Raw genomic sequence first — 24,481 nt, 5'->3', positions numbered from 1 at the left:
CACAACTATCTATCTAGTCCAAATTTTCCAAGTCTACATCCTCTATAATCTCTTAGTACAGTATAAGCTGCTTGCTGTACATTTAGACTCTCCCCTTTATTGAACATCTTACATCTAAGAGCTATCTTTTCTAAGATCTCTCCCATAATTTCACTCTTATCCTCATCTAAAAGTTTATATCTCTCTTTTAATGTATTCCACATCTCATATCTTATCATCTTAGAGATAAGTATTCCTGCTATCTCTTCTATTGGAAGTATCTCATCTTTTATAGCTCCTGTAATAGCTAAGTTTTGTCCTACTTCTTCACTTTCAAATTTTGGCCAAAGTATTCCAGGCATATCTAAAAGCTCCAATCCCTCTTTTATTCTTACCCATTGTTTTCCTTTAGTAAACCCAGGTTTATTTCCTACTCCAGCACTATTTTTTCCAACTATTCTATTGATCAATCTAGATTTTCCAACATTTGGAATACCTACTACCATAAGTCTTGTATTTACTTTTCTAAGACCTTTAGCCATCATTTTCTCTTTTTTCTCTGCTGATACCTTATCTATTATTGAGTATAATCCTTTTATATTAAATCCTGTTTCAGCACTTATCTCTAGCACTTCATCAGCAAAGTTATTCTCTTTAAAATATTTTTTCCAATAAGCTAACTCTTTTTTATCTACAAGGTCTGATTTATTTAAAACTATTACTCTCTTTTTATTCTTTGCAAAAACTGTAATATCCGGATTTTTACTTGATATAGGGATTCTAGCATCTACAACTTCAAGAACTATATCTATAAGTTGCATATTATCCTTTATCAAGTCTTTTGTTTTCTTCATATGTCCAGGATACCAGTTAATTTTTGTCATTGACATAACTTACTCCTTTTAACCTTTAAATTTTAATCTTCTAATCCTTTTATTAAAAGAACGATCTCTCCCTTTATAGGATTTTTAGATAATCTCTCTATAAGCTCAGTAGTAGTTCCTCTCATTATCTCTTCATAGATTTTAGTTATCTCTCTTATGATTACTACCTCTCTCACACCTATAAACTGCTCTATATCTCTTAAAGTTTTTTCAATTCTAAATGGAGATTCATATATGACTATTGTTCTTTCTTCTTCAGCTAAAGATTTTAAAAGAGTCTGTCTTCCCTTTTTCTTAGGTAAAAACCCTTCAAAACAAAATCTTCTCATACTTAATCCAGCTACTGAAGCAGAAGCAGTAAGAGCACTAGCTCCTGGAATTGGAACTACTTTTATTCCCTCTTTATGAGCCGCATCTACTAATTCATAACCTGGGTCAGATATACATGGTGTTCCAGCATCTGTAACTAATGCTATATCCTTTCCCTCTTTCAATAGATTGATTATATTTGTTATCTGATGCATCTTTGTAAACTCATCATATCTATATACAGTATTCTCTATCTCAAAATGATTTAATAATTTTTTTGTAACTCTCGTATCTTCAGCAAATATATAGTTTACCTCTTTTAGAATACGAATTCCTCTTAAAGTCATATCTTCAAGATTTCCAATAGGTGTTGCCACTATGTATAACATATCTCTTCTCTCCTATTTTTTCTCTAGTAGTATACCTTTTAAAATTCCTACAGCAGTATCAAGTTGAATATCCTTATGATTTTCAAACTCATTTGCCTCTTTCTCTCCTACTACTTCTTTTATTAACTCTTTTTTATTCTCTTTTGTTCCCTTTTCATCTATATTTGTAACTACACTATCAAATAGCATATATCCATTTTTTTCTTCCACTTTAACATCTGGCTCAATTCCTACTCCATGGATACACACCCCACTAGGTGTATAGTATTTAGCTATTGTAAGTTTTATTCCATCTCCATCAGGTAGAGTAACTAAAGTTTGTACACTTCCCTTTCCAAAACTCTTCTCTCCTACTAAGATACCTCTCTTATTATCTTTAATAGCTCCAGAAACAATTTCAGAAGCTGAAGCACTTCCACCATTGATAAGAATTACCAATGGAAAATCACCATAGTATTTTCCCTCTCTATTTGATACTTGTTCCTCTCCATCTTTAGATTTAACACTTACAACTCTTCCCTCTTCTAAGAACATAGATGAGATTTTTATAGCTTGATCTAAAGCTCCTCCTGGATTGCTTCTCAGATCAAATACCAATGCCTTCATTCCTTGTTTTTGTAGATTTTCTAAGGCCTTTGCTACATCTGGATATACATTTTCTCCAAATTGAGTAAGTCTTAAATATCCTATTTTATTATTTTCATCTATCATCTTACTCTTAACATATTTTAGCTCTACAACTGCTCTTGTTATCTCTATATCCTTAGATTCTTTGACTCCATCTCTTACTACAGTAACCTTAACCTTTGTATTCTCTTTTCCTTTTAACTTATCTACAGCTTCTTCACTTGTAAGATTATATGTAGATACACCATCTATTGCTATAATCTTATCTTTTGGTTTCATTCCAGCCTTGTATCCAGGACCATCTTCAATAGGAGATACTACTACTAATGGTTCATTTACTCTTTTTTGTACTACCATTCCAACTCCTACATATTTTCCTTTTATGTCCTCTTGGAAATTTTCTAACTGATCCTTTGTAAAATAGTTAGAGTGTGGATCTCCTAAAGAATCAATCATTCCTTTTAAAGCTCCCTGCATAAGAGATTTTTTATCTATCTCTTTATCTCCTACATAATTTTGATTTATTACATCCATAATATCAGAAAGCTCTTTTAACTGTCTGATATTTGATAAGAAACCTATTGACTCTTCACTTTTTTTATTAGCTGCCTTACTCTCATCTTTTCCAAAACAATTAGTAAAAATTAGAGCTGCTAATAATACCATTATAATTCTACTTTTTAGTATACCTCTCATACTGTACCTCCTAAATTTTTCCCTCTTCCCACTATCTCTTCTATCTCTATCTCTCTTTCTTTAGAAGAATCTCTTCCAAAAATAGATATATACTCTACATTACCTTTACTTCCTGTAATTGGTGAAAAGTCCAATCCTTCTAAATAAAGTCCTTCAGCTTTAGCATACTCTATTATATCTTTTATTACCTCTACATGTCTAGCATCATCTTTTACTATTCCACCCTTTGCTATATGCTCCTTATCCACTTCAAATTGTGGTTTTATAAGTGCCATAAGCTTAGTTTCTGGCTTAAAAAATTTAACTAAATCTCCAATTATCTTCTTTATAGATATAAAAGATACATCCATTACTATGTAATCAACTAGATTTCCATCTATATCATCTAAAGTCAAATCTTTTATATGCATATTCTCAATAGACTTTACCTGTGGATTATTTCTTAGTTTCCAATCCAACTGGTTAGTTCCAACATCTACGGAATAAACAAACTCCGCTCCATTTTGTAGAGCACAATCTGTAAATCCCCCTGTTGATGCTCCTACATCTAATACTTTTTTCCCATTAAAATCCATCTCAAAAACTGATACAGCTTTCTCTAGTTTCAATCCACCACGACTTACATATTTTAAAGACTCCCCTTTTATTCTAATATTAGGTTCTTTATCTAACTTTATCATTGTTCCACTTTTATCTATTTTTTTCTCATCTACTATTACAAGTCCAGCCATGATAGCTCCTTGAGCTTTTTCTTTATCTGGAAAAAAACCTCTCTTAACTAACAGAACATCTAACCTTTCTTTCATCGTACACCTCAGATTTTAAATATCTCCTCATCTATCATATATGGTAGTAGTGGGCTCTCTAGCATTATATTTTTAAACCCTTTTTTATCTACCACTCTTTTCAATTTCTCAGTCTCTCTCACTCTTTGAATAAAGAAATTATCTCCGATAGGAATCTTTTTATTCTTTTTATAATAGTTCAACAACTGTTTTGTTGTCTTTACTTTTAACTCCTGTTTTGCTCTTTTTAATCTATCCTTTACAACCCCTTGAGTGCAATTTAACTTCTCTGGAATATCATCTAATTGGACTCCCTTTGACATAAGTTCCAATATCTTATCTGCTCCTATAGGATTGATTCTATGATATTTAGCTGAATACATATCAGCTCTATGAACTATATGTGCCTCTTTACTATTAGGTTGTATCTTACCCCATTTCCCATGGTGAGATAATACTATATGGATAATATTTTTCTTAATATCGTCCTTTATCTCCGCTCCTATTTTTTCCTCTATCTCTTTTAAAACTTTTTCAGCCTCTTTTGTTATATATTCTGGCTTCTTTAACATCATTTGAGAATGGGAATACTTCTCCTCTGTCTTTCTTATACTCCCCTTACTCAAATCATGAATTATAATCCCAACTGTAAGAGCAAAAAAATCAACTCTCTCTTTAGCTTCTAAATATGTTCTATAATCTCTCTTTAGCTCATCTATCGAAATTTTTAAAACATCATATGTATGAGTAGAAACTTTTACTCCTTGGTCATCAAAAAGTTCTAAATCCTGTACCATCTCTAAATCCAAAAGAGAGGTGATAAAACCAAGTGCTCTCCTATTTTTTTCCTGCATCTATTTTTTCCTCAATTCTTCCTATTAAATTTTCGCCTCTCAAACCAAATTCTTCTAAAAGTTCACTTCTCTTTCCATGAGGAATAGCCCCCTCTTTTAGAGCTATCTTTTTTATCATAACATCTATATCTTTTTCATTGTAAAATTCCATTATACTGCTTCCAAAAGAATTTTTTTCATAGGCTTCTTCCAAAACAAATATATTCTTATACTCTTTTACACACTCTAAAAGATATTTCTCATCTAGGGGCTTTAAAGTTGAAGCATTTACTATGGTTCCCTCTATTCCTCTAGCTTTCAATCTATCCTCTATATCTAAAATCTCTTTTACCATACTTCCAGTGGCTATAAAAAGATTTTCTTTTCCCTTCTTTAATTCTCTCCATCTTCCAAACTCAAACTCTCTATCTCCCTCTATGTTATATTCTACCTCTCTTGGTATTCTTATAACAAGCGGACCATCTTGGAAATTTTTAGAAAACTCTAACATCTCTAGCAACTCTTTTGATGTAGCTGGTGCTAACACTGTATAATTTGGAATAGTTAAAAATATTGATAGATCATACAATCCATTGTGAGTTTTTCCATCCTCTCCTACTATTCCCGCTCTATCAACTATAAATCTAACTGGCAATTTCTGTAATGATATATCGTGAATAAGTTGACTATACGCCCTTTGTAAAAACGTAGAATAGATTACTACATACGGCTTTTTATCTTGAGTAGCAAGACCTCCTGCAAAGGTTACTGCATGTCCCTCTGCTATTCCAGTATCTATAGCTCTATCTGGGAATTTCTTAAAAAACTCCCCCAAGCCTGTTCCCTTAACCATACCAGAACATATAGCTACAATATCTTTATCCTCTTCTCCCAATTTTACAATCTCTTTTCCAAAGATTCCAGAATATATCTTTCCACTTAAATCTGTATCTCCAGTTTCCATATTAAATGGAGAAATTCCATGAAATTTCTCTTTATCTTGCTCAGCAAAAGAGTATCCTTTTCCCTTCTGAGTCTTTATATGAATAAATATTGGTCCCTCTATATTCTTTACTTTATTCAGTGTAGAAAGTAACTCTTCAACATTATGTCCATCTAATACTCCAAAAAACTTAAATCCAAAACTTTCTAACATATTTAGAGGTAAAAAGAAATTTTTTACAGAAAACTCCATTCTCTCTAGAGTATCTGAAACTCCTCCTGCAATCTTTATTTTCTTTATGAGACTTTTAACATCATCTCTAAAGTTCATATACTTCTCACTTACCATAAACTTCCCAAAAAATCTTGAAAGTGAGCCTACATTTTTTCCAATTGACATCTCATTATCATTTAAGATAATTATCATATTTTTTAACTTATGTCCACCAATATTGTTTAACGCTTCTAAAGAGTGACCATTGGATATAGAAGCATCTCCTACTACTACAATCACTTTCTTTTCTGGAGAAGCCATTGCTATTCCTGCTCCTGCAGAAAGAGCTGTTCCTGCATGTCCAGATATAAAAGGATCTGCACTACTCTCCTTTGGATCTGTAAATGGTCCTATTCCCCCTCTTTTTCTTAAGGTCGAGAAGTTCTTATCTCTTCCGGTAAGTAATTTGTGAACATAAGATTGATGCCCTACATCGAAAAGTAGTCTATCCTTTGAAAAATCAAATACCTTATGTAAGCATAGTGTTAATTCTACTATTCCAAGATTAGGGGCTAGATGTCCTCCATTTTTGCTTACTGTCTCTATCAATTTTTCTCTTATCTCTTGTGCTTTTTTATTTATATCTTCAATACTCATATCATGTATATTTTTCATCTATTCTACCCCTGTAAATAATCAGTAAAAATTAAACCTATAACTATCCCCACGATACAACCGATTAAAACTTCAAAAGGTGTATGTCCTAAAAGTTCTTTTAATTTTTCACCTTTCTCTTTTCCAAAATATCTCTCATATCTTTTTTCTCCTAACATAAGAGGTATCTTTTCAACAAATTGATTTATTACTCCTGCTTGTTTCCCAGCTGCTCTTCTTATCCCAGTGGCATCATACATCACTATCCCAGAAAGTATCATAGCAATAGCAAACATATCACTATTCATTCCATGACGAATTCCGATACAAGTAGTTAAACAAGACACAGTAGAGCTGTGGGAACTAGGCATTCCTCCCGTTTCCCACATTCTTTTTATATTTAATTTCTTATCTACAAAAATAGTTTTTAATACCTTATAGAATTGTGCTATAAACCAAGCTACAAATACTACATCTAATATCCTATTTCCTAGAATTATTCCGGGACTCATCACTCCATCCCCTTTCTTTTAATTAGATATTTTTTAACTCTAAAGATACAACTGGCTTATCTTTATTCTCTCTGAAAAGAATAATAGTTCTTCCAATTATTCCTACTACTTCAAACTCTTTACATTGTGATAATTGCTCCATTATCTCCATTTTTTCCTCTTCACAGTTTTGAAGTATCTTTACTTTTAATAACTCTCTTGATTCTATTGCATCTAAAATACTTTGAATTAAATTATCAGTTACTCCATCTTTTCCTATTCTTACTAGTGCATCTAAATCATGAGCCTTTTTTCTTAAATATGCTCTTCTTTTGCTTGTTAATTCCATTTTTTTCTCCTTACTATCTTTATTATATTTTTAATTTATTTAATCTTATTTAATTATACTTCCATAATTATCGGTAATATCATTGGATTTCTCTTAGTTTTATTATAGAAAAACTTAGCTGCTATATCTCTTGTTGTATTCTTTAATAATCCCCAATCCTTTGAATAATAATTAGAAGTATCATCTATCTTCTCTTTTATATTTTCAATAGCCTCTTTTATTATATCATCAGATTCTTTTGAGTAAACAAAACCTCTTGTTACAATATCTGGTCCTGCTACTATTTTACCTGTTTCTTTATCTAAAGTAAATACAATAACAACAACTCCATCTTGAGATAATTGCTGTCTATCTTTCAATACAATATTTCCTATATCTCCAACACCTAATCCATCTACTAAAGTGCATCCTGCATTTACCTTACCTTTTATCTTAGCCCCTGATTTTGTAACTTCTATTTTACTACCATTTTGAGCTATAATTATATTATTTTTAGGTATTCCAGTTTCCATAGCTGTGTCCTGATGTGCCTTTAACATTTTATGCTCTCCATGTACAGGCATAAAATATTTAGGTTTAATCAGATTTAGCATCAGCTTTTGTTCCTCTTTACTTCCATGTCCAGAAACATGAATTCCAGCTATCTTCTTAAAAACAACCTCTGCATCATATTTCAATAGATTGTTTATATTATTAGATACAGCTCTCTCATTTCCAGGTATTGGGGTAGCTGAAATTATAACAGTATCTCCCTCTTTTATTTTTATATGTTTATGCATATTTTTAGCTATTCTTGATAGAGCTGCCATTGGTTCTCCCTGTGTTCCTGTACAAAGAATTACAACCTTGTTATCCTTTAAAGTATCTACTTCAGAAAGTGGTACCATCATATCATTTGGAACTTTTAAATATCCTAAACTTCCAGCTATTTCAAAAACTTTAACTAAACTTCTACCATCAATAGCAATCTTTCTTCCATGCTCTTGAGCTACATTTACTATCTGTTGAAGTCTATGAACGTGGGAAGCAAAAGCGGCTACAATTATTCTTCCCTTAGCTTTAGAAAACTCTGCTCTAAAAGCCTCTCCAACACTTTTTTCAGATGGTGTAAATCCATCTACTTCAGAGTTAGTAGAATCTGATAACATCAGGTCTACCCCTTGCTCTCCTATTTGTGAAAGTCTAGCAAAATCTACTCCCTCTCCATCTACAGGTGTTAAATCTATTTTAAAGTCTCCAGTATGGAAAACTGTTCCTGCAGGTGTTGTTACAAGTATAGAGTAAGCATCAGTTATAGAATGAGTTATTTTTATAAACTCAACTGTGAAATATTTTCCTACCTTTATCTTACTTCTCCCTTTTACCTCTTTCATCTTAGGGATATCTCTACTAAATCCATTTTCAAATTTAGATTTAGCTAGTGCTAATGTAAGTTTTCCTCCAAACATAGGGACACTTTTATCTATTTTTTGATAAAGATATGGAATTGAACCTATATGATCCTCATGTCCATGAGTTACAAATAATCCTTTTATCTTATCTTTATTATTTTCTAAAAAGCTAAAATCTGGGATTACTAAATCTATTCCTAACAAATTCTCATCTGGAAATATTACTCCTGAATCAATTATTATAATCTCATCTCTATATTGGATTACAGTACTATTTTTTCCTACTTCTTCCATTCCACCTAGAGGTATTACATACATTTTTTCTTCTTTTTGAGCTTTAGCTTCCTTCGCCTCTTTTGTTTCAGTTAATACAGAGCTTTTCTCTTTTGCTACCTTCCCAGTAACTTTTTTTACCTTTTCAGTTTTTAACTCCTTTATTCCCTCTTTTATAGCTTTTATTTTCTCTTTTATTCCATCTACTTCACAAACAACATTTGCTGTTTTTAATTTTCTTTCAATTCTTTTTTTCTTCTCTTGACTGATACTCCCTTTTTCTGCTCTTAACATCGTCTCTCCTTTTTTTAATAAAATCTCCCTCCACCATTACAAACTCTCTTTATTACTCTCTATAATATTTTCACTTTTTGGATCATCTGTAGGTCTATTCTTAATCTCTAGATACTTATCTATAAATCTTCTCGTCATTCCTCCAGCTACAGCTCCCCCTCCGCCAGCTTCTTCTAGAATAGTAGCAAAAACTATCTCTGGATTATCAGCTGGGAAATATCCAGCAACCCATGCATGTGTTATCTTTGAGTGTGCATTCTGTGCCGAACCACTTTTAGCTGCGACCTTTATCCCATTTGTCCTCAACACTTTAGTAGTTCCATTATCTTGTGATACAGTTGCTACTAATGCATCGTTTAAAATATTGTAGTATGATTTTGGATATTTTCCAATCTCCTTTTCATGCAACTTTGTTGGAAAGATATTCCCATCTGAGTCATGAAATTCCTTAACTAGATGAGGTGTATATACTACCTCTCCTCTGTTGGCTATCGCTGCATATAAGTTTGCTATCTGTAATGGTGTTACTAAAAGATACCCCTGTCCTATTGATAACAATATAGTATCTCCCTTAAACCAACCACTTCCTATTACTTTCTTTTTCCATACTGTATCAGGAAGTAAACCTTTTTTTTCACCTGGAATATCTATTCCAGTTTTTTCACCTAGTCCAAAAGAAGCTGCTACATCTATAATTGGCTTATGACCAATTTTATCTGAATATCTATAGTAATATGGGTTAGCAGATTCAACAATAGATTTTTTCATATCTGTATATCCATGTCCTCCAGCTTTCCAAGCTCTCCACTTCCATTTTCCTATCTGATAGTATCCAGTTTTGTCATAGTACTGCTCTTTAGGATCTACACCATTTTCTAAAAAAGCAATAGCAGAAACCACCTTAAATACTGAACCAGGTGGGTACTCTCCAGCTATAGCCTTATTAGCAAGTGGCTTTCTAGGATCATTTATTATCTTATCCCATTCGTCATAGGATATTTGTGAACTAAACATATTCAATGAATAAGTTGGATAGCTTACCATTGTTAGAATCTCTCCATTTTTAGGGTTTAAGGCAATAAATGCCCCTGCTCTTCCATCTTCTTCAAATTGTTTCTCCATATATTCTTGAAGCTCCATATCCAGTGTCATGTACATATCTTTTCCTGGAACTGGATTCTTTTTTTCCTCTATCTTTCTTTGTAACTTATTTAGGGCATTTACTTCAATATACTCATACCCATCTTCCCCTTGAAGTTCCTTATCATATTCACTTTCAAGTCCATCTTTTCCAATAATATCTCTAGGTCCATATCCAGCATCTTTCAACCTTTCATACTCTTTTTCCGATATCTTTTTTACATATCCTATACTATGTGCAGCTACGTTATCATAAAGATATCTTCTCTTAGAATACGTTTGTACTTGAAGATATGGATAATCTATTAATTGCTCCATTAGCTTATGAGCTATCTCTGGTTTTAAATCATCTATTATAACATTTTCTCTTGTATATGGAAATATCTCTCCATATTTTATTTTTTTAGCAATATAATCCTCTGTATACCCAGTAACTTCACTAATCTCCTTCAATATCTCTGGGGTTTGTTTTCTCTCTTGAAGATAGACCAATCTATAACCTGAACCATTTGTTACTACAAGTCTACCCTTACTATCAAAGATCTTCCCTCTCGGTGCCTCTATCTCTTTTAATTTTATTCTATTTCTTTGAGAGAGATAGGAATATTTATCTCCCATTAAAACTTGTAGATAAAACATTCTCAACCCTACTAATAAAAAAACTATCAAAATAAAAGCTTTTAATATTATATCTCTAGTACTATTCTCTTCTCCAAGTTTTATGTTAATATTCCTTCTCTTCAATTTCTTCATACTTATCCTTTTATACTATCCTTTTTTCTTGAAATTCTCATATAAACATAATTTAAAATAATAAAAATACAAATATTTACAACAAAATATTCTCTTCGAAAATTATTGATTGAGAGTACATAATAAATGATTCCTTGTAAAAAAGTTATCAAAATTATACTAGTCTTTCCGTATGTTAGATGTGTAAATATGTAATAAAATATATAATAACTTACCAGTAGTATAATCAGTATTTCAAAAAAACTATTAGTCTGTAGAGAATGTAACAATGCTAATACTATCACTAAGAATACCTCTCTCTCTTTTTTCATACTCACTAGATAAGTTAAAAATGGTAGTGTTACCCCGTACATATTTCCAGCAAGAGGTAAACTTACCTCAATTATAATCATAAAAAAAGAGATTATATACAACATTTTTCTCACTACTTTGTTATTACTCTTATTTTATTTTTTAGGTTATTATTCTCTATAAAATTACTTATATTCAATTTTTTAGCTATTTTATAAGCTATAAAATAATCTTCTGAAGCATATTCCACGAAAGCATTATCTGCCTTTACCTTATCTTTTTCTATTTCAACCTTTTTATACCCTTCTCTTTTTAATTCATCACTTACATTTTGAATAGTTGTGCTATTCTCTCCAAGAACCTCTATCGTAAAATCTATATTTTTCTCCTGTCCTAAAATTACTACTACATTAGCTAAAGTTGGAATTGTTGGAACCTGTTGAATTTTGAAATATTTCTCATTAAGTTGCATAACTATCTCTTCAGCTTTTTCATTTGAGATATCATTTAATATGATATAACTTTCCTCTAAATTTTTCTCATAGTTAGCTGCATTATATTTCATTCCTAATTTATTTTTTATGTTTTCTCCAGTTCTTCTAGCATATCCATTTATACCATTAGCATTTAATACATCTACTATTATATTCTCATTTAATTCATTTTTATTCTTTTGTTCATTATATAAAGTTTCATACATTGAGTGTAAACTAGAAGTTACTATATATCTCTTATTATCAACAGTAGTTTCTGGAATATTTTTAGCATTTTTAACATTTAATTGAACTTGTCCGAACTTAACTCTCATATAGTTATTTAATGGAACTGGAAGAAGTTTATTTACAGTTTTTAAAATCTCCTCCTCATTCTTATTATCTACTAAATCTTTAAATGTTTTATCCTTATCTATATTGATTCCATAAGGTATTCTTACTGCTAACTTATCTTGATATACAGCTATTAGATTCTCTTTTCCTATTATCAAGTAACTGCTATTTTTATCTAATTCAGGATTCTTTCTCATAGAATTTATAAAAAGAAATCCACCTAATACAACTATTACAAAAATAACTGTAAATATTGCTCTTACCCTTCTATTCATCTGCTATCACCAACTCCTTCTCCAATGAGGTAATTTTTACTGTTATTATCTCATTAACTAATTTTTTATCCCCTTTTATTTTTACCCTTAAGTAATTCTCACTATATCCATACAGATACCCATCTATCTCTTCCTCTACTAAAACCTTTAGCTCTTTACCTATATAATTCTCCCTCGCCTTAGTAGACATCTCTTTTTTTAGCTCCTCTAATCTATCTGCTCTCTCTTTCTTTACTTTTGCATCAATCTTATTCTCTAATCTACTTGCAATAGTATTTTCTCTATCAGAGTATTGGAAAATATGAAGCCCTGAGAATCCTATTTTTCCTATCAGATTATAAGAATTTTGGAACATCTCTTCAGTTTCTCCAGGGAAACCAACAATTATATCAGCTGTGTACTCCATTCCTTTTACACTATTTTTTAACTTCAGAAGTCTCTCCTCTATTAAATCACTTCCGTATTTTCTCTTCATCATTTTTAAAACTGTATCATCACATGATTGAAGAGAGATATGAAGATGTGGCATAAGATTTTTATATTTAAATAGTTCTATAAATCTGTCTGATATCTTATCTGGATATACAGAACCTATTCTTACTCTTTCTAAACCTTTTACTTGTAAAATCTCCTCTAATAAATCTTCAAAGTCTATATCCTCTTCTAAATCTTCACCATAAGCTCCTAAATTTATTCCTATTAGGATTATTTCTTTAAATCCTTCACTTACAAGTTTCTCAATCTCTTTTAAGATATTCTCTCTCTTTCTTGATCTGCTTCTTCCTCTTGCAAATGGAATTTTACAATATGAACAGAAGTTATTACATCCATCTTGTATCTTTACATAAGCTCTTGACATCTCTCTCAAAGTAGCAAACTCATATTCAGTATACTCATACTCATCAAATATATTATCATTTTTTAATCTATCTAAAGTTCTATTTTCAATATCCTCTATGAAATTAACAATCCCTTTTTTATACTTATTCCCAATTACATAGTCTATATCTTCCATCTCTAATAGTTCTTTACTATTTGTTTGAGCATAACACCCTGTAACTATAACTTTACTATGAGGATTTACCTTCTTAGCTCTTCTCAACATATTTCTTGTTTTTCTATCTGCTACACTTGTTACAGTACATGAGTTTACAATATAAATATCTGCTTCCTCTTCAAAATCTTTCTCTGTATATCCCTTCTGAATAAGTTGATTCTTTATGCTCTCTGTCTCATATTGATTTACTTTACATCCTAAAGTATAAAAGGCTACTCTTTTATTGAAATTCATTGATTAAAACTCCTCCTACTACAATAGAAGCTGTTTCTGCCCTTAGAATCCTTTTACCCAGTGTAACTATATTAGCACCATTTTGTTTTAGATACTCTATCTCCTCTATATCAAAACCACCCTCTGGTCCTATTATATACAAAACTTTTTCTATCTCTTTAGTCTGTTTTTTTAAGAGATTTTTTAATGTATACTCCTCTTCACACTCATAAGGAACAATTACTAAGTCATAATCTTCCAGCTTCAATTTCTCAATTTTTGTTACCTCTTCGATAATTAAAGGCTTTACCCCTTGACACTGTTTCAAAGCCTCTTTTACAATTAAATCCCATTTATCTTTTTTTTCATTTACCTTTGCTATCCCTCTTTTTGTATTCAAAGGTATTATTCTATTTATCCCTATCTCAGTAAGTTTTTGAATAGTCAGATCCATTTTATCATTTTTTAAAATTCCAACGGCTGCATCTATTCTTACCTTTGTAGAAAATCTATCCTCAAAAATTTTATCAATAACAAGAGTCACACTCTTTTTTTCCAACTCTATAACTCTGCAAATATACTCTTTTTCACCATCTACAGCTCTTATTTTTTCATCTATTTTTACTCTAAAAACATTTTTTAGATGATTTACATCGCCCTTATCATCTATTATAATTTTATTATCTTGAATATTCTCTTCTGATATTATAACACTTATCACAGAATTCTCCTATATCATATCTTTATTTTTTATAAATTCATCTAAAGTTGTTTCCTCAAGTATCTTAGTCATTGCATTATCTAATTTTCCCCAGATACATTTTCCAGAACAAGTACCATCACTACACACTGCTTTATACTCTTCACTCTCGTTACAGTCTATTACCTTTTCCTCTTCATCTAATATTTTATAAAGTTGATGAAGTGTTATATCCTTTGGCTCCTTTGCTAATCTATATCCACCATTTGGACCTCTTTTTCCCTCTATTATATTTTCATTTTTCAATTTAAAAAGAATTTGCTCTAAATATTGAACTGATACTCCTTGCTCATCAGATATCTCTTTTATTCTAACTAATTTATTTTCACTACTTTTATCAGCTATATATGCTAATGCCTTTAGTCCATATCTAACTCTTGTACTTATCTTCATTACTTATCTTGCTCCTTCACTATCTTAAAATGTTCATAGGCTTTATCTGTAACGACTCTTCCTCTATTAGTTCTTTTGATATACCCAATTTTTACTAAAAACGGTTCATAGACCTCCTCTAAAGTTCTTCTATCCTCTCCTAATAAAAGAGATAGAGTCTCTATTCCTACAGGTCCTCCTCCATAATTATCAATTATTGCATTTATGATATCCCTATCTAAATCATCTAGACCTACAGAATCTATCCCTAGTATATCCAAAGCTTTCATAGAGATCTCCTTCGTAATTACTCCATTCCCTCTTATCTCACAATAATCTCTCACTCTTTTTAAAAGACGATTTGCTATTCTTGGTGTTCCACGACTTCTACTAGCAAGTTCTAAAGCTCCATCTTTTTCTACTCCAACTCCTAATATCTGTCCCCCTCTAAGAATTATCTGAGCTAACTCCTCATCTGTATAATACTCCATCCTATGAGTTACACCAAACCTGTCTCTAAGTGGTGAGCTCAAAAGTCCAGCCCTTGTAGTTGCCCCTATCAATGTGAAATTAGGTAACTCTATTCTTATAGAACGAGCTGATGGTCCCTTTCCTATTATAATATCTAGTTCTCCATCTTCCATTGCTGGATAAAGTATCTCCTCAACAGTATTATTCAGCCTATGTATCTCATCTATAAAAAGTATATCATTCTCCTCTAAAGAGGTAAGAATAGCAGCTAAATCCCCAGCTCTTTCAAGAACAGGGCCAGAAGTAATTTTTAAGTTTGCTCCCATCTCTGTGGCTATTACTCCAGCTAAAGTCGTTTTTCCCAACCCTGGAGGTCCATATAATAGTATATGATCTACAGATCCACCTCTTCTTTTAGCAGCTTCTATATATATTGACATCTTATCCTTTAATGATTCCTGCCCTATATACTCCTTAAAGCTCTTAGGTCTTAAGCTTTTTTGTACCTCTACCTCATTTTCAAACTCTTGATTAGTAATTACTCTATCCACTTAACTCTCCTTACATAATCATTCCAATAATAAACTGTGCAAATCCTATTATTGCTCCTAACACAGCTCCAACTACCTCTATGTGTTTAAACTCTTTCTTAGCTAAGCTATATGTTATCTCCTCTAGTTTCTCCAAGGAAAAAGCATCTACATTTCTAACTATGATACCTTTAAAATCTACATTCTCCTCTAAGTAATCTGAAAACATTGAGATTATTTTATCTTTATTCTCAAGAATTGAATTTTTTATTATCACTTTTATCTTATCTAACATATCACTACTTAAAAACATAGCTATCATTGGAAAGTTTTTAGTTATCTCTCTTTGAAGCTTCTCTTCTAAGATTTTATCTATAGCTTCACTCATCTTCTCTTCAAGTTTGTCTTTATCCATTGAAGAAACTATATCCTTTAAAGACACTAGTTCACTTTGAATTATCTCTGCTATACTCTCTCCTATCTCATGCTTTCTCTTAGGCAGTAACCCCTGTATCTTGAATAATCCAAAATTTATCTCTTTATATGGTCTAAATAGCATCTTTATTGCAACATAGTTTGTTATCCAACCAATTCCAGCTCCAATACCAACTATCAATACCAATTTAATCAATATATCTATATTCAATTTTTACTCCTTCTCTTCATTTTTAGCTCTTGATTTTCTTCTATTTTTTTACCATTACAGTAAACTATTTTATCATAAAAACGGGATTTTTTCAATTATATTATCCCCTAATCTATTCTAAACTAACTTTTTTCTAAGCAATATTTTTAATAAAAAAAGAGGAAAAATATCCAACTAATATCGCAAAGTATAGAGTTAAGATAATAATTTTTCCTCTTTCAATATCTATTTAATTTTAGTAAATCAAAACTATTTTTTCTCAGCTATTACTTTATTGATTTCAGCTATTACTGCATCAGCATCTAAACCATGAGCTGATATTCCTTCTCCTAAAGTCTCTCCAGCTGCGATCATACATCCTACACATCCAAGTCCATATTTTGCAAATACTTCTCTTATTACTGGATAGTTTTGAACTGCTACTAAAATATTTGTATCTCTTGTTACCATATCTTATCACTCCTACAATTTTTTAATATTTACACTAATATTATAATAAAATTTACTTATTATGTCAACTTTTATTCTTAGAATTATTTTTGTAGATTATCCTACTACATTCAATAGGTCATGCACTCTTACAATACCTACTAATTTATTATCATCTATAACTGGAAGTACTGTTATCTGACTTGGTCTGTTCTCCATAAGTTCTAAAGCATCTATTGCCATGCTCTCTGAATCTGTCTTTGTAAAGTTTCTCGTCATTATATCCTTTGCTTTAAAAGTAAAAAACTCTCCCTCTTTTGTTAAGGCTCTTCTTATATCTCCTTCGGTGATAATTCCAACCATCAGATCTCCATTCATAACACATACAGCTCCTAAACTCTTATCTGTCATTGTAAGTATTACATTTTTTATTGGAGTCTCCTTATCACATACTGGTATTTCTTCACCTTTTTTCATTATATCTCTAACTCTCATAAGAAGTCTTCTTCCTAAACTTCCTCCTGGATGATATACAGCAAAGTTTTCTGGTTTGAAATCTCTTCTCTTTATAAGTATAGCTGCTAAAGCATCTCCCATAACTAAAGTAGCTGTTGCTGATGACATTGGAGCTAGATTTAAAGGACATCCTTCTCTACTAACCCCTATATTTAATACATAATCTGCTACTCTTCCTAATTTCGAATTTCTATTTCCTGTCATAGCTACTAGTTTTGCTCCTATCTTTTGGATAGATGGAAGAAGAGAGACTATCTCATCACTATTCCCACTATTTGATATAGCTAGTACCACATCATCAGAAGCTATCATTCCCAAATCCCCATGAAGTCCCTCAGCTGAATTCATAAATATAGCTGTTGTTCCTGTTGAAGCTAGTGTAGCCGCTATCTTTTTACCTATCAATCCAGATTTACCTATTCCTGTAACTACTACTTTACCCTTAGATTCTAGTATTAAGTTTACAACTTTTTTAATATCTCCATCTAAAGAGTTTTTTACTCTTTGTAACTCCTCTATCTCTGCATCAAATACACTTCTTGCATAATCTACTTCATTAAATTCCATAATTATCCCCTATCTTCCTTTTACTAAATCATCTATCTTAATAGCTACCTTTAATATCTCTTCTAAGTCATCTAAGAATAGCATATTTGGTCCATCTGATTTAGCTTCATTTGGATTAGGGTGTACCTCTGCAAATATTGCATCTACTCCTATTGCAAGTCCAGCTCTCATAAGTGGAAATACATACTCTCTATCTCCAGAAGTTGCTGTTCCTAAACCTCCTGGTCTTTGTACCGCATGTGTTACATCAAATACCACAGGGTATCCAAATTTTCTCATTTCCATAAAACTTCTCATATCTACTACCATGTTGTTATATCCAAAAGTACTTCCTCTCTCACATAGTAATATATTTGGATTATTGCTCTCTTCCATCTTTGTTACAACATTTTTCATATCCCATGGAGCTAAAAATTGTCCCTTTTTAATATTTACTGGTAATCCTGTTTCTGCTGCTGCTAAAAGTAAATCTGTTTGTCTGCATAAGAAAGCTGGTATCTGTAATATATCCACTACCTCAGCTACTTTTTTACACTGCCAAGTTTCATGTACATCTGTTATTACGGGTAGATTGTATCTCTCTTTTACCTTCTTTAATATTTCTAATCCCTTTTCTAATCCAGGTCCTCTAAAAGAGTGGATTGATGATCTATTAGCCTTATCAAATGAAGCTTTAAAAATATATTGGATTCCTAGTCTATCACATATATCTTTAATTTTTCCAGCTATCTCCATCACTAACTCTTCTGATTCTATTACACATGGTCCAGCTATTAGAGCAAATCTTTTATTTCCTCCAATCTCTACCTTATCTCCTACTTTAACTACTTTTACCTTATCTATCATATTTCCCCCTTATCCTCTCATCTTTCTTCTTACTATCTCTCTTCTCGCTATCTCTCTATCATCAAAGTGAATCTTCTTTCTTCCAAGTATCTGGTAAGTCTCATGCCCCTTACCAGCAATTAGAATTATATCATTCTTTTGTGCTATCTCAATAGCTTTCATTATAGCTTTCTCTCTATCCTCTTCTACTAAATAATTATCTCCACTCATACCCTTCTTTACATCTTCTATTATTGAGTGCGGATCTTCAGTTCTTGGATTATCTGATGTAAGTATAGCTATATCACTCAATCTTTGAGCTATTCCTCCCATAATTGGTCTTTTAGTAGCATCTCTATCTCCACCACAACCAAAAACAGTTATAACTCTTCCTTTTTTTAATTCATTTATGCTATTTAAAATATTCTCTAAGGCATCTCCAGTATGAGCATAATCAACTACTACAATAAAATCCTGCCCACAGTTTACTAACTCAAATCTTCCAGGAGCTCCCTTTGTATCTCTTATTCTTTCTAAAATTCTCTCTTTCTCTATTCCTAATTGAAGAGCTATTCCTATTACTCCCAATACATTGTACAGATTGTATCTTCCTAATATAGATAGTTTCTCTTCAAATATATCTCCTAATAAATTCAATCTTACTAATTGGCCATCACTATGAAACTCTAGTATCTCTCCCGTTAAGTCTGCTGGCTTAGTCAATGAGTATGAATATCCTCCAAACTCTTTATAAAGCTTATCTCCATACTGATCATCTATATTTATAGAGTCACTTCCACTCTTTTTTAACATTGTAAAAAGTTTTCTCTTAGCTTCAAAGTAGTTATCCATATTTTTATGATAATCTAAATGGTCTAAAGTAAGGTTTGTAAATGAAGCTACATCAAACTCCAACATATCAACTCTTCCTAAAGATAGTGCATGTGAACTTACTTCCATAACTAAATATTCTAATCCTTTATCTACAGCTTTTTTACAAAGCTTAACTACATCTAGAGATTCTGGAGTTGTGTTTGGAGCTTCTATTATCTCATCTCCTATCTTATATTCAACCGTTCCAATTCTAGCAACCCTCTCTGCTCCTAAAATAGATTCTAAAAGATAAGTAGATGTTGTTTTTCCGTTTGTCCCTGTTATTCCTATAATCTTTAATTTCCTTTGGGGATAATTATAAAAATTTGAAGCTATCTTTCCTAGATTTTTTCTTAAATCTTTTACTAAAATGCATTCACAAGGAAAATCTGTTTGAACTTTTTTAGAAACTAATACTCCCTTTGCTCCTCTTGCTATTGCTTGGTTTATATAATCATGCCCATCAGATACAGCTCCCTCTAAAGCAACAAAAATATCTCCCTCTGTTACTTTTCTAGAGTCATACTCCATTCCACTATAATCTACCTTGCAACTTCCTTTTTGTAACACCTCATACTCTAATCCAAGCAGTAATTCTTCCATCTTTCTCCTCTCTAATTTACAATCTCTACATGTATATTTTGAACTTTCTCTTTATAATCAGACATTCCCTTATTCAATACATTTTGAATTGTAGAATACTCTTTATTTAATTTTTTAATCTCATTCCAATCTGGATTTTCTTTTCTCATCTCATTCTGAGTTTCTATCTTTATTGATACAAGCTTATTCTTCATCTCACTGAAACACTCTAAAAACTCCGTTCTCATCTTCACAACCTCTTCCTGTTGCTCAAAAGTCAAACATTGAATAAAAACAACTTCATCATTTTTACTTGTATCTTTTCCCCCAAAAATATTTAGTGTAGATATGAAAAACATTGTACACATACCTAAATATTTCATAGCAAGCCTCCACTTTACTCTATTTTTAACATTATTATATTAAAATAGTGTGGCATCTTTGTGGCATATCCTATAGAGAAAATTTATAGATTTTTTATTTGCCAATTTATCTCTACTTTCCCAATATTTTTTAAAATTTCATTTATTTTTTTAAAATGTCCACAACCAAAAAAACCTCTACTTGCAGAGAGTGGACTTGGATGTGGTCCCTCTAACACAAAATGTTGACTATTATTAATAAAAGCTTTCTTTTTCCTAGCATTATTTCCCCACAATACAAATATAACTGGGTCTTCTCTATCATTTAAATGTTTGATGATATTATCTGTAAATATCTCCCATCCCATTCCTGAATGAGAGTTAGCCTCTCCAGCTCTTACTGTTAAAGCTGTATTTAAAAGAAGTACCCCTTGCTCTGCCCAGGGTATTAAATATCCATTATTAGGAATATATAGTCCCAATTCATCTCTTAGCTCCTTATACATATTAAGAAGAGAGGGTGGTATCTTTACTCCCGGATTTACAGAAAAGGCAAGGCCATGAGCCTGATTTGGTCCATGGTATGGATCCTGCCCTAGAATTAATACCTTAGTATCTTTATAACTTGTAAGCTTTAATGCTGAGAAAATATTCTCCATTTTAGGATAAATAACTCTTGTTCTATACTCACTTATTAAAAACTTTCTTAAACTTTGATAATACTCCTTATCAAATTCTCCCTTTAGTATCTCATCCCAATCATTTCCCAAATTCACCATTGCTTTTCCTCCTATTTTGCAATTACCATACAATTAGGGAATCTCTTTCTTATACCACAGTTTGAACACTTAGTTCTACACTCTGGTGTAAGAGCTACATTTTCAGCTTGCTTCAACTCTCTCTTTAAGAAATCTTTGTCAACACTTATATCCACCATATCCCAAGGTAATTCTTCATCTAGTTCTCTAGCTCTTAGATACTCATTCTCTCCCATTCCTACCTCTTCCATAGCTCTTTTCCAAATATTGAAGTTATCCTTATAGTCATCTAGTTTTGCTCCACCTTTCCAAGCTAACTCTATTAGTTCTCCAGTTTTTTCATCTCCTCTTGATATAAATCCTTCTAAATAAGATTTTTTCATATCATGAATTTTTAGGTTACAATTTTTTTGTCCCTTAAATAGATCTCTCAATAGGGCATGTTTTCTTTTCATTTCTGCAAAATCCATCTGCTCTGTCCATTGGAAAGGAGTATGAGGTTTTGGAACAAAGTTTGATACACTGACAGTTACATTAAGTCTCTTATTTATTGGTCTACATCTATCCACAACTTTTTTAGCTAGATCATATATTCCTTTTACATCTTCATCTGTTTCAAAAGGAAGTCCTATCATAAAGTAGAATTTCAATGTTTCCCATCCACCTTTTACAGCTGCTTCTGCTGTTTCTAATACATCCTCTTCATTTACTCCCTTATTGATTATATCTCTCATTCTTTGAGAACCAGCCTCTGGAGCAAATGTAAACCCTGTTCTCTTTCCTCCACTTATATCCTCAGCTACTTCAACAGAGTGAGTATTCATTCTTAATGATGGAAGTGACACCCCTAAATTTCTATGGAAATCTTTACTTTTTACCCCTTTTATAAGTTCATCTATCTTGCTGTAATCACTACTACTTAATGATGATAGAGATACCTCTCCATATCCTGTATTTTTTATCATCTTCTCTATTAACTCAAGATTCTTTTCTAAACTTCTCTCTCTAACTGGTCTATACACTATTCCAGCTTGACAGAATCTACAACCTCTTGAACATCCTCTTTGAATCTCAACGGTTGCTCTATCATGAACTATATTTATATATGGTACTATTTGGTCTTCATAATACTCTGTATTATTTAAGTCAGAAACAATAGCTCTTCTAACTCTCTTTTTTCCTTTATGAAGTGCAGGAACATAAACACCATCTAGGCTTTCTATTAATTGTAATTTTTCCATTTTACTCTTATCTTTATGAGCTACTAAGATTTTGGCAATCTCTACCATTACCTCTTCTCCATCACCGATAACAATAAAATCTAAAAATCTTTCCATAGGTGTTGGGTTCATCATACATGTTCCCCCTGCCATTACAAGAGGATACTCCTCTCCTCTATCCTCTCTTCTCACTGGTATTCCAGCAAGGTCAAGAGCATTTAAAACATTTGGATAACACATCTCATAAGAAAGAGAAAATCCTACTACATCAAACTCTTTAAGTGGTGTTTTACTCTCTAGTGAAAACATTGGTATCCCATTCTCTCTCATCAATTTTTCCATGTCCTCCATTGGAGCAAATCCTCTCTCCAAAGAAAACCCTTCTACTCTATTCATAAGGCTATATAATATTCTAATTCCTAAGTTAGACATTCCTACTTCATAGATATCTGGGAAAAATAGACACATTCTAGCTTTATACTCATCTTTATGAATACTATTTATCTCATTTCCTAAATATTGTGCTGGCTTTTCTACTTTTAATAAATACTTATCTAAATTTACTCTCATTTTCTCCTCTTTCTATCTTAAATTTATTTATCGTCTAATTCTTGAAATCTCTGCATATAAATATCATCTGAATAGAAGTGGTGCTCTCCTGCTAGCCTAGCCAAATCCAAATTGATATCCTTTAATTTATTGTATGAGATTTCACTATGATTATTTAAAGTTTTCTCTCCTATTAAAACTTTTTTTACCCTTCTATATAGAGATGCATGGTACTTTCCACAATCATGTAATAGAGCTAATTTTTTGTATATCTCCTCTTTTCCTAAAAGCTCATCTTCTAATACAAGTTTATACAATCTATATGAGTGTATCCTATCATACTCACTCATCTCATTAAATACAGCAAACTCTCTCTCATCTAAAACTTGCTTAATCTCTTTATTCCACTCCTCTTTATATCTTCCAAAAAGAAAAGTGAGCCCCTGTCTTATTCTAGCTAACATATCTCTTTTACCACTATATCCCCATAAATTTTCTTTAAGGCTTTTATATTTTTACCATTCTTTCCTATCAATTCACCTTTTTTATCTTTAGAAGTATAGAATATGTATAAAGTTCTCTCAGGATTAGCCTCTACTCTCTCTACTCCCTCAACTTTGATATCATCAATCTGTTCAAATATACTAGCTTTTAACTCTTCACTTAAAACAATTTTAGATAAAGTCAGATATTTTCCCTCTAAAGCTTCCTTTTTTCCAGTAAGAATATATCCAGACATTATTCTCACTTGTTTTGGCATAAAAGAGTTTCCTGAAAAAAATAATTTTCCATTTTGGAATTTTATCTCTACCTCTCTTATATGCTCTTTTAATTCTAAACCTTTTTTATCAGTAAACTCACTTACATCATACTTTCCTGAAAGCTCTTTACAATATTTTTCAATCTCTTCTAAACTATTCTTTACTCTTTTTTTAGGATATTCATATATATACTCTCTTCTTGCTATCATTTCAGGAAATACTAAATTTGGAATAGTTTTCTTTATCATTGTTATCTTCAAACTATCATCAGATAAAAAGTTAAATCTCTCCTGTAACTTTTTTCTATCTCCATCAAATTTGCTACTTACATATAAAATATTCTCTGTGGCACTAACCTTGGCATCTGTTCTTCCACCTTGCTGTATTCCCTTTGCCCAAGTGAAACCTAATTCATTCATAATCTCTTTAAATCTTCCTTTAACACTTCTTTTTCCACTCATCTCATCAAAAGAGTGAAATTTAGTTCCATCATATTTTATATAGAACATATATCCCCATTTATCATTTCTCTCTATGGTTCTTATATCCATCTTATCTCCTTATATCTAATAACTATACTTTTTAGATTATACC

25 protein-coding genes are annotated in these 24,481 nt (G+C 31.6%); all 25 read right to left on the bottom strand.

Features of this window, described 5'->3' with window-relative positions:
- Positions 1–5: 5 nt before the first annotated feature.
- Positions 6–869 (bottom strand): ribosome biogenesis GTPase YlqF, encoded by an 864-nt coding sequence (gene ylqF, locus IAA47_00650; GenBank protein MBU3841505.1) that lies wholly within the window; start codon positions 867–869, stop codon positions 6–8.
- A 26-nt stretch (positions 870–895) separates the two neighbouring features.
- Positions 896–1,561 (bottom strand): 16S rRNA (cytidine(1402)-2'-O)-methyltransferase, encoded by a 666-nt coding sequence (gene rsmI / locus IAA47_00645; protein MBU3841504.1) that lies wholly within the window; start codon positions 1,559–1,561, stop codon positions 896–898.
- A 12-nt stretch (positions 1,562–1,573) separates the two neighbouring features.
- Complete coding sequence (locus IAA47_00640; GenBank protein ID MBU3841503.1) at positions 1,574–2,884, bottom strand: S41 family peptidase; 1,311 nt, start codon at positions 2,882–2,884, stop codon at positions 1,574–1,576.
- Positions 2,881–3,690 (bottom strand): TlyA family RNA methyltransferase, encoded by an 810-nt coding sequence (locus IAA47_00635; protein MBU3841502.1) that lies wholly within the window; start codon positions 3,688–3,690, stop codon positions 2,881–2,883. The genes IAA47_00640 and IAA47_00635 overlap by 4 nt, the downstream gene beginning before the upstream one ends.
- Positions 3,691–3,698: 8 nt before the next feature.
- Positions 3,699–4,523, bottom strand: a complete 825-nt coding sequence (locus IAA47_00630; protein MBU3841501.1) for an HD domain-containing protein — start codon at positions 4,521–4,523, stop codon at positions 3,699–3,701.
- Positions 4,507–6,333, bottom strand: coding sequence for a 1-deoxy-D-xylulose-5-phosphate synthase (gene dxs / locus IAA47_00625; GenBank protein MBU3841500.1), 1,827 nt, complete (start codon positions 6,331–6,333; stop codon positions 4,507–4,509). The genes IAA47_00630 and dxs overlap by 17 nt, the downstream gene beginning before the upstream one ends.
- Before the next feature lie 5 nt (positions 6,334–6,338).
- On the bottom strand, positions 6,339–6,824 hold the full coding sequence (locus tag IAA47_00620) for a divergent PAP2 family protein (protein MBU3841499.1): 486 nt from the start codon (positions 6,822–6,824) through the stop codon (positions 6,339–6,341).
- Between the two features lie 22 nt (positions 6,825–6,846).
- Positions 6,847–7,152, bottom strand: a complete 306-nt coding sequence (gene yhbY, locus IAA47_00615; GenBank protein ID MBU3841498.1) for a ribosome assembly RNA-binding protein YhbY — start codon at positions 7,150–7,152, stop codon at positions 6,847–6,849.
- 53 nt (positions 7,153–7,205) lie between these two features.
- Positions 7,206–9,110, bottom strand: a complete 1,905-nt coding sequence (locus IAA47_00610; GenBank protein ID MBU3841497.1) for a ribonuclease J — start codon at positions 9,108–9,110, stop codon at positions 7,206–7,208.
- A 36-nt stretch (positions 9,111–9,146) separates the two neighbouring features.
- Positions 9,147–11,003 (bottom strand): penicillin-binding protein 2, encoded by a 1,857-nt coding sequence (mrdA, locus tag IAA47_00605; GenBank protein ID MBU3841496.1) that lies wholly within the window; start codon positions 11,001–11,003, stop codon positions 9,147–9,149.
- A gap of 424 nt (positions 11,004–11,427) precedes the next feature.
- A complete protein-coding gene (locus tag IAA47_00600; protein MBU3841495.1) occupies positions 11,428–12,396 on the bottom strand; it encodes a LytR C-terminal domain-containing protein in 969 nt (322 codons plus the stop codon).
- The gene (gene mtaB / locus IAA47_00595; GenBank protein ID MBU3841494.1) at positions 12,389–13,687 is read right to left on the bottom strand and encodes a tRNA (N(6)-L-threonylcarbamoyladenosine(37)-C(2))-methylthiotransferase MtaB; all 1,299 of its coding nucleotides are present in this window, start codon (positions 13,685–13,687) and stop codon (positions 12,389–12,391) included. The genes IAA47_00600 and mtaB overlap by 8 nt, the downstream gene beginning before the upstream one ends.
- Entirely contained in the window at positions 13,674–14,387 is a 714-nt protein-coding gene (locus tag IAA47_00590; GenBank protein MBU3841493.1) for a 16S rRNA (uracil(1498)-N(3))-methyltransferase, read from the bottom strand. The genes mtaB and IAA47_00590 overlap by 14 nt, the downstream gene beginning before the upstream one ends.
- A 9-nt stretch (positions 14,388–14,396) precedes the next feature.
- Positions 14,397–14,819 (bottom strand): Rrf2 family transcriptional regulator, encoded by a 423-nt coding sequence (locus IAA47_00585; GenBank protein ID MBU3841492.1) that lies wholly within the window; start codon positions 14,817–14,819, stop codon positions 14,397–14,399.
- Complete coding sequence (gene ruvB, locus IAA47_00580; GenBank protein MBU3841491.1) at positions 14,819–15,820, bottom strand: Holliday junction branch migration DNA helicase RuvB; 1,002 nt, start codon at positions 15,818–15,820, stop codon at positions 14,819–14,821. The genes IAA47_00585 and ruvB overlap by 1 nt, the downstream gene beginning before the upstream one ends.
- Positions 15,821–15,830: 10 nt before the next feature.
- Positions 15,831–16,430: a DUF445 family protein gene (locus tag IAA47_00575; GenBank protein MBU3841490.1), complete on the bottom strand. Its 600-nt coding sequence runs from the start codon at positions 16,428–16,430 to the stop codon at positions 15,831–15,833.
- Between the two features lie 264 nt (positions 16,431–16,694).
- Positions 16,695–16,895 carry a DUF1858 domain-containing protein gene (locus tag IAA47_00570; GenBank protein MBU3841489.1) on the bottom strand — a complete coding sequence of 67 codons (201 nt, stop codon included), beginning with the start codon at positions 16,893–16,895 and terminating at the stop codon, positions 16,695–16,697.
- A 96-nt stretch (positions 16,896–16,991) separates the two neighbouring features.
- Positions 16,992–17,960, bottom strand: a complete 969-nt coding sequence (locus IAA47_00565) for a KpsF/GutQ family sugar-phosphate isomerase (protein ID MBU3841488.1) — start codon at positions 17,958–17,960, stop codon at positions 16,992–16,994.
- A 6-nt stretch (positions 17,961–17,966) separates the two neighbouring features.
- Entirely contained in the window at positions 17,967–18,803 is an 837-nt protein-coding gene (kdsA, locus tag IAA47_00560) for a 3-deoxy-8-phosphooctulonate synthase (GenBank protein ID MBU3841487.1), read from the bottom strand.
- A 9-nt stretch (positions 18,804–18,812) separates the two neighbouring features.
- Positions 18,813–20,258 (bottom strand): UDP-N-acetylmuramoyl-L-alanyl-D-glutamate--2,6-diaminopimelate ligase, encoded by a 1,446-nt coding sequence (locus IAA47_00555; protein MBU3841486.1) that lies wholly within the window; start codon positions 20,256–20,258, stop codon positions 18,813–18,815.
- A gap of 11 nt (positions 20,259–20,269) precedes the next feature.
- Positions 20,270–20,620: a hypothetical protein gene (locus IAA47_00550; GenBank protein MBU3841485.1), complete on the bottom strand. Its 351-nt coding sequence runs from the start codon at positions 20,618–20,620 to the stop codon at positions 20,270–20,272.
- Positions 20,621–20,703: 83 nt separating this feature from the next.
- Positions 20,704–21,378 (bottom strand): uracil-DNA glycosylase, encoded by a 675-nt coding sequence (locus IAA47_00545; protein MBU3841484.1) that lies wholly within the window; start codon positions 21,376–21,378, stop codon positions 20,704–20,706.
- Between the two features lie 11 nt (positions 21,379–21,389).
- A complete protein-coding gene (locus IAA47_00540) occupies positions 21,390–23,147 on the bottom strand; it encodes a TIGR03960 family B12-binding radical SAM protein (protein MBU3841483.1) in 1,758 nt (585 codons plus the stop codon).
- A gap of 23 nt (positions 23,148–23,170) precedes the next feature.
- The gene (locus IAA47_00535; GenBank protein MBU3841482.1) at positions 23,171–23,590 is read right to left on the bottom strand and encodes an HD domain-containing protein; all 420 of its coding nucleotides are present in this window, start codon (positions 23,588–23,590) and stop codon (positions 23,171–23,173) included.
- On the bottom strand, positions 23,584–24,438 hold the full coding sequence (locus IAA47_00530) for a pseudouridylate synthase (protein ID MBU3841481.1): 855 nt from the start codon (positions 24,436–24,438) through the stop codon (positions 23,584–23,586). Before IAA47_00530 ends, IAA47_00535 begins: the two co-directional genes overlap by 7 nt.
- Between the last annotated feature and the right edge of the window lie 43 nt (positions 24,439–24,481).

This window comes from Candidatus Fusobacterium pullicola (assembly GCA_018883725.1).
GTDB lineage: Bacteria > Fusobacteriota > Fusobacteriia > Fusobacteriales > Fusobacteriaceae > Fusobacterium_A > Fusobacterium_A pullicola.
This window is presented reverse-complemented; position numbering and strand designations above follow the sequence as displayed.

Coding starts and splice junctions, on each gene's coding strand:
- IAA47_00620 (MBU3841499.1), bottom strand. CDS start 6,824: ATGAGTCCCGGAATAATTCTAGGAAATAGGATATTAGATGTAGTATTT.
- kdsA (MBU3841487.1), bottom strand. CDS start 18,803: ATGATAGATAAGGTAAAAGTAGTTAAAGTAGGAGATAAGGTAGAGATT.
- IAA47_00535 (MBU3841482.1), bottom strand. CDS start 23,590: ATGTTAGCTAGAATAAGACAGGGGCTCACTTTTCTTTTTGGAAGATAT.
- IAA47_00545 (MBU3841484.1), bottom strand. CDS start 21,378: ATGGTGAATTTGGGAAATGATTGGGATGAGATACTAAAGGGAGAATTT.
- IAA47_00540 (MBU3841483.1), bottom strand. CDS start 23,147: ATGAGAGTAAATTTAGATAAGTATTTATTAAAAGTAGAAAAGCCAGCA.
- IAA47_00640 (MBU3841503.1), bottom strand. CDS start 2,884: ATGAGAGGTATACTAAAAAGTAGAATTATAATGGTATTATTAGCAGCT.
- ylqF (MBU3841505.1), bottom strand. CDS start 869: ATGTCAATGACAAAAATTAACTGGTATCCTGGACATATGAAGAAAACA.
- IAA47_00610 (MBU3841497.1), bottom strand. CDS start 9,110: ATGTTAAGAGCAGAAAAAGGGAGTATCAGTCAAGAGAAGAAAAAAAGA.
- IAA47_00550 (MBU3841485.1), bottom strand. CDS start 20,620: ATGAAATATTTAGGTATGTGTACAATGTTTTTCATATCTACACTAAAT.
- mrdA (MBU3841496.1), bottom strand. CDS start 11,003: ATGAAGAAATTGAAGAGAAGGAATATTAACATAAAACTTGGAGAAGAG.
- IAA47_00530 (MBU3841481.1), bottom strand. CDS start 24,438: ATGGATATAAGAACCATAGAGAGAAATGATAAATGGGGATATATGTTC.
- IAA47_00585 (MBU3841492.1), bottom strand. CDS start 14,819: ATGAAGATAAGTACAAGAGTTAGATATGGACTAAAGGCATTAGCATAT.
- yhbY (MBU3841498.1), bottom strand. CDS start 7,152: ATGGAATTAACAAGCAAAAGAAGAGCATATTTAAGAAAAAAGGCTCAT.
- IAA47_00570 (MBU3841489.1), bottom strand. CDS start 16,895: ATGGTAACAAGAGATACAAATATTTTAGTAGCAGTTCAAAACTATCCA.
- rsmI (MBU3841504.1), bottom strand. CDS start 1,561: ATGTTATACATAGTGGCAACACCTATTGGAAATCTTGAAGATATGACT.
- IAA47_00555 (MBU3841486.1), bottom strand. CDS start 20,258: ATGGAAGAATTACTGCTTGGATTAGAGTATGAGGTGTTACAAAAAGGA.
- dxs (MBU3841500.1), bottom strand. CDS start 6,333: ATGAAAAATATACATGATATGAGTATTGAAGATATAAATAAAAAAGCA.
- IAA47_00600 (MBU3841495.1), bottom strand. CDS start 12,396: ATGAATAGAAGGGTAAGAGCAATATTTACAGTTATTTTTGTAATAGTT.
- IAA47_00635 (MBU3841502.1), bottom strand. CDS start 3,690: ATGAAAGAAAGGTTAGATGTTCTGTTAGTTAAGAGAGGTTTTTTTCCA.
- IAA47_00630 (MBU3841501.1), bottom strand. CDS start 4,523: ATGCAGGAAAAAAATAGGAGAGCACTTGGTTTTATCACCTCTCTTTTG.
- mtaB (MBU3841494.1), bottom strand. CDS start 13,687: ATGAATTTCAATAAAAGAGTAGCCTTTTATACTTTAGGATGTAAAGTA.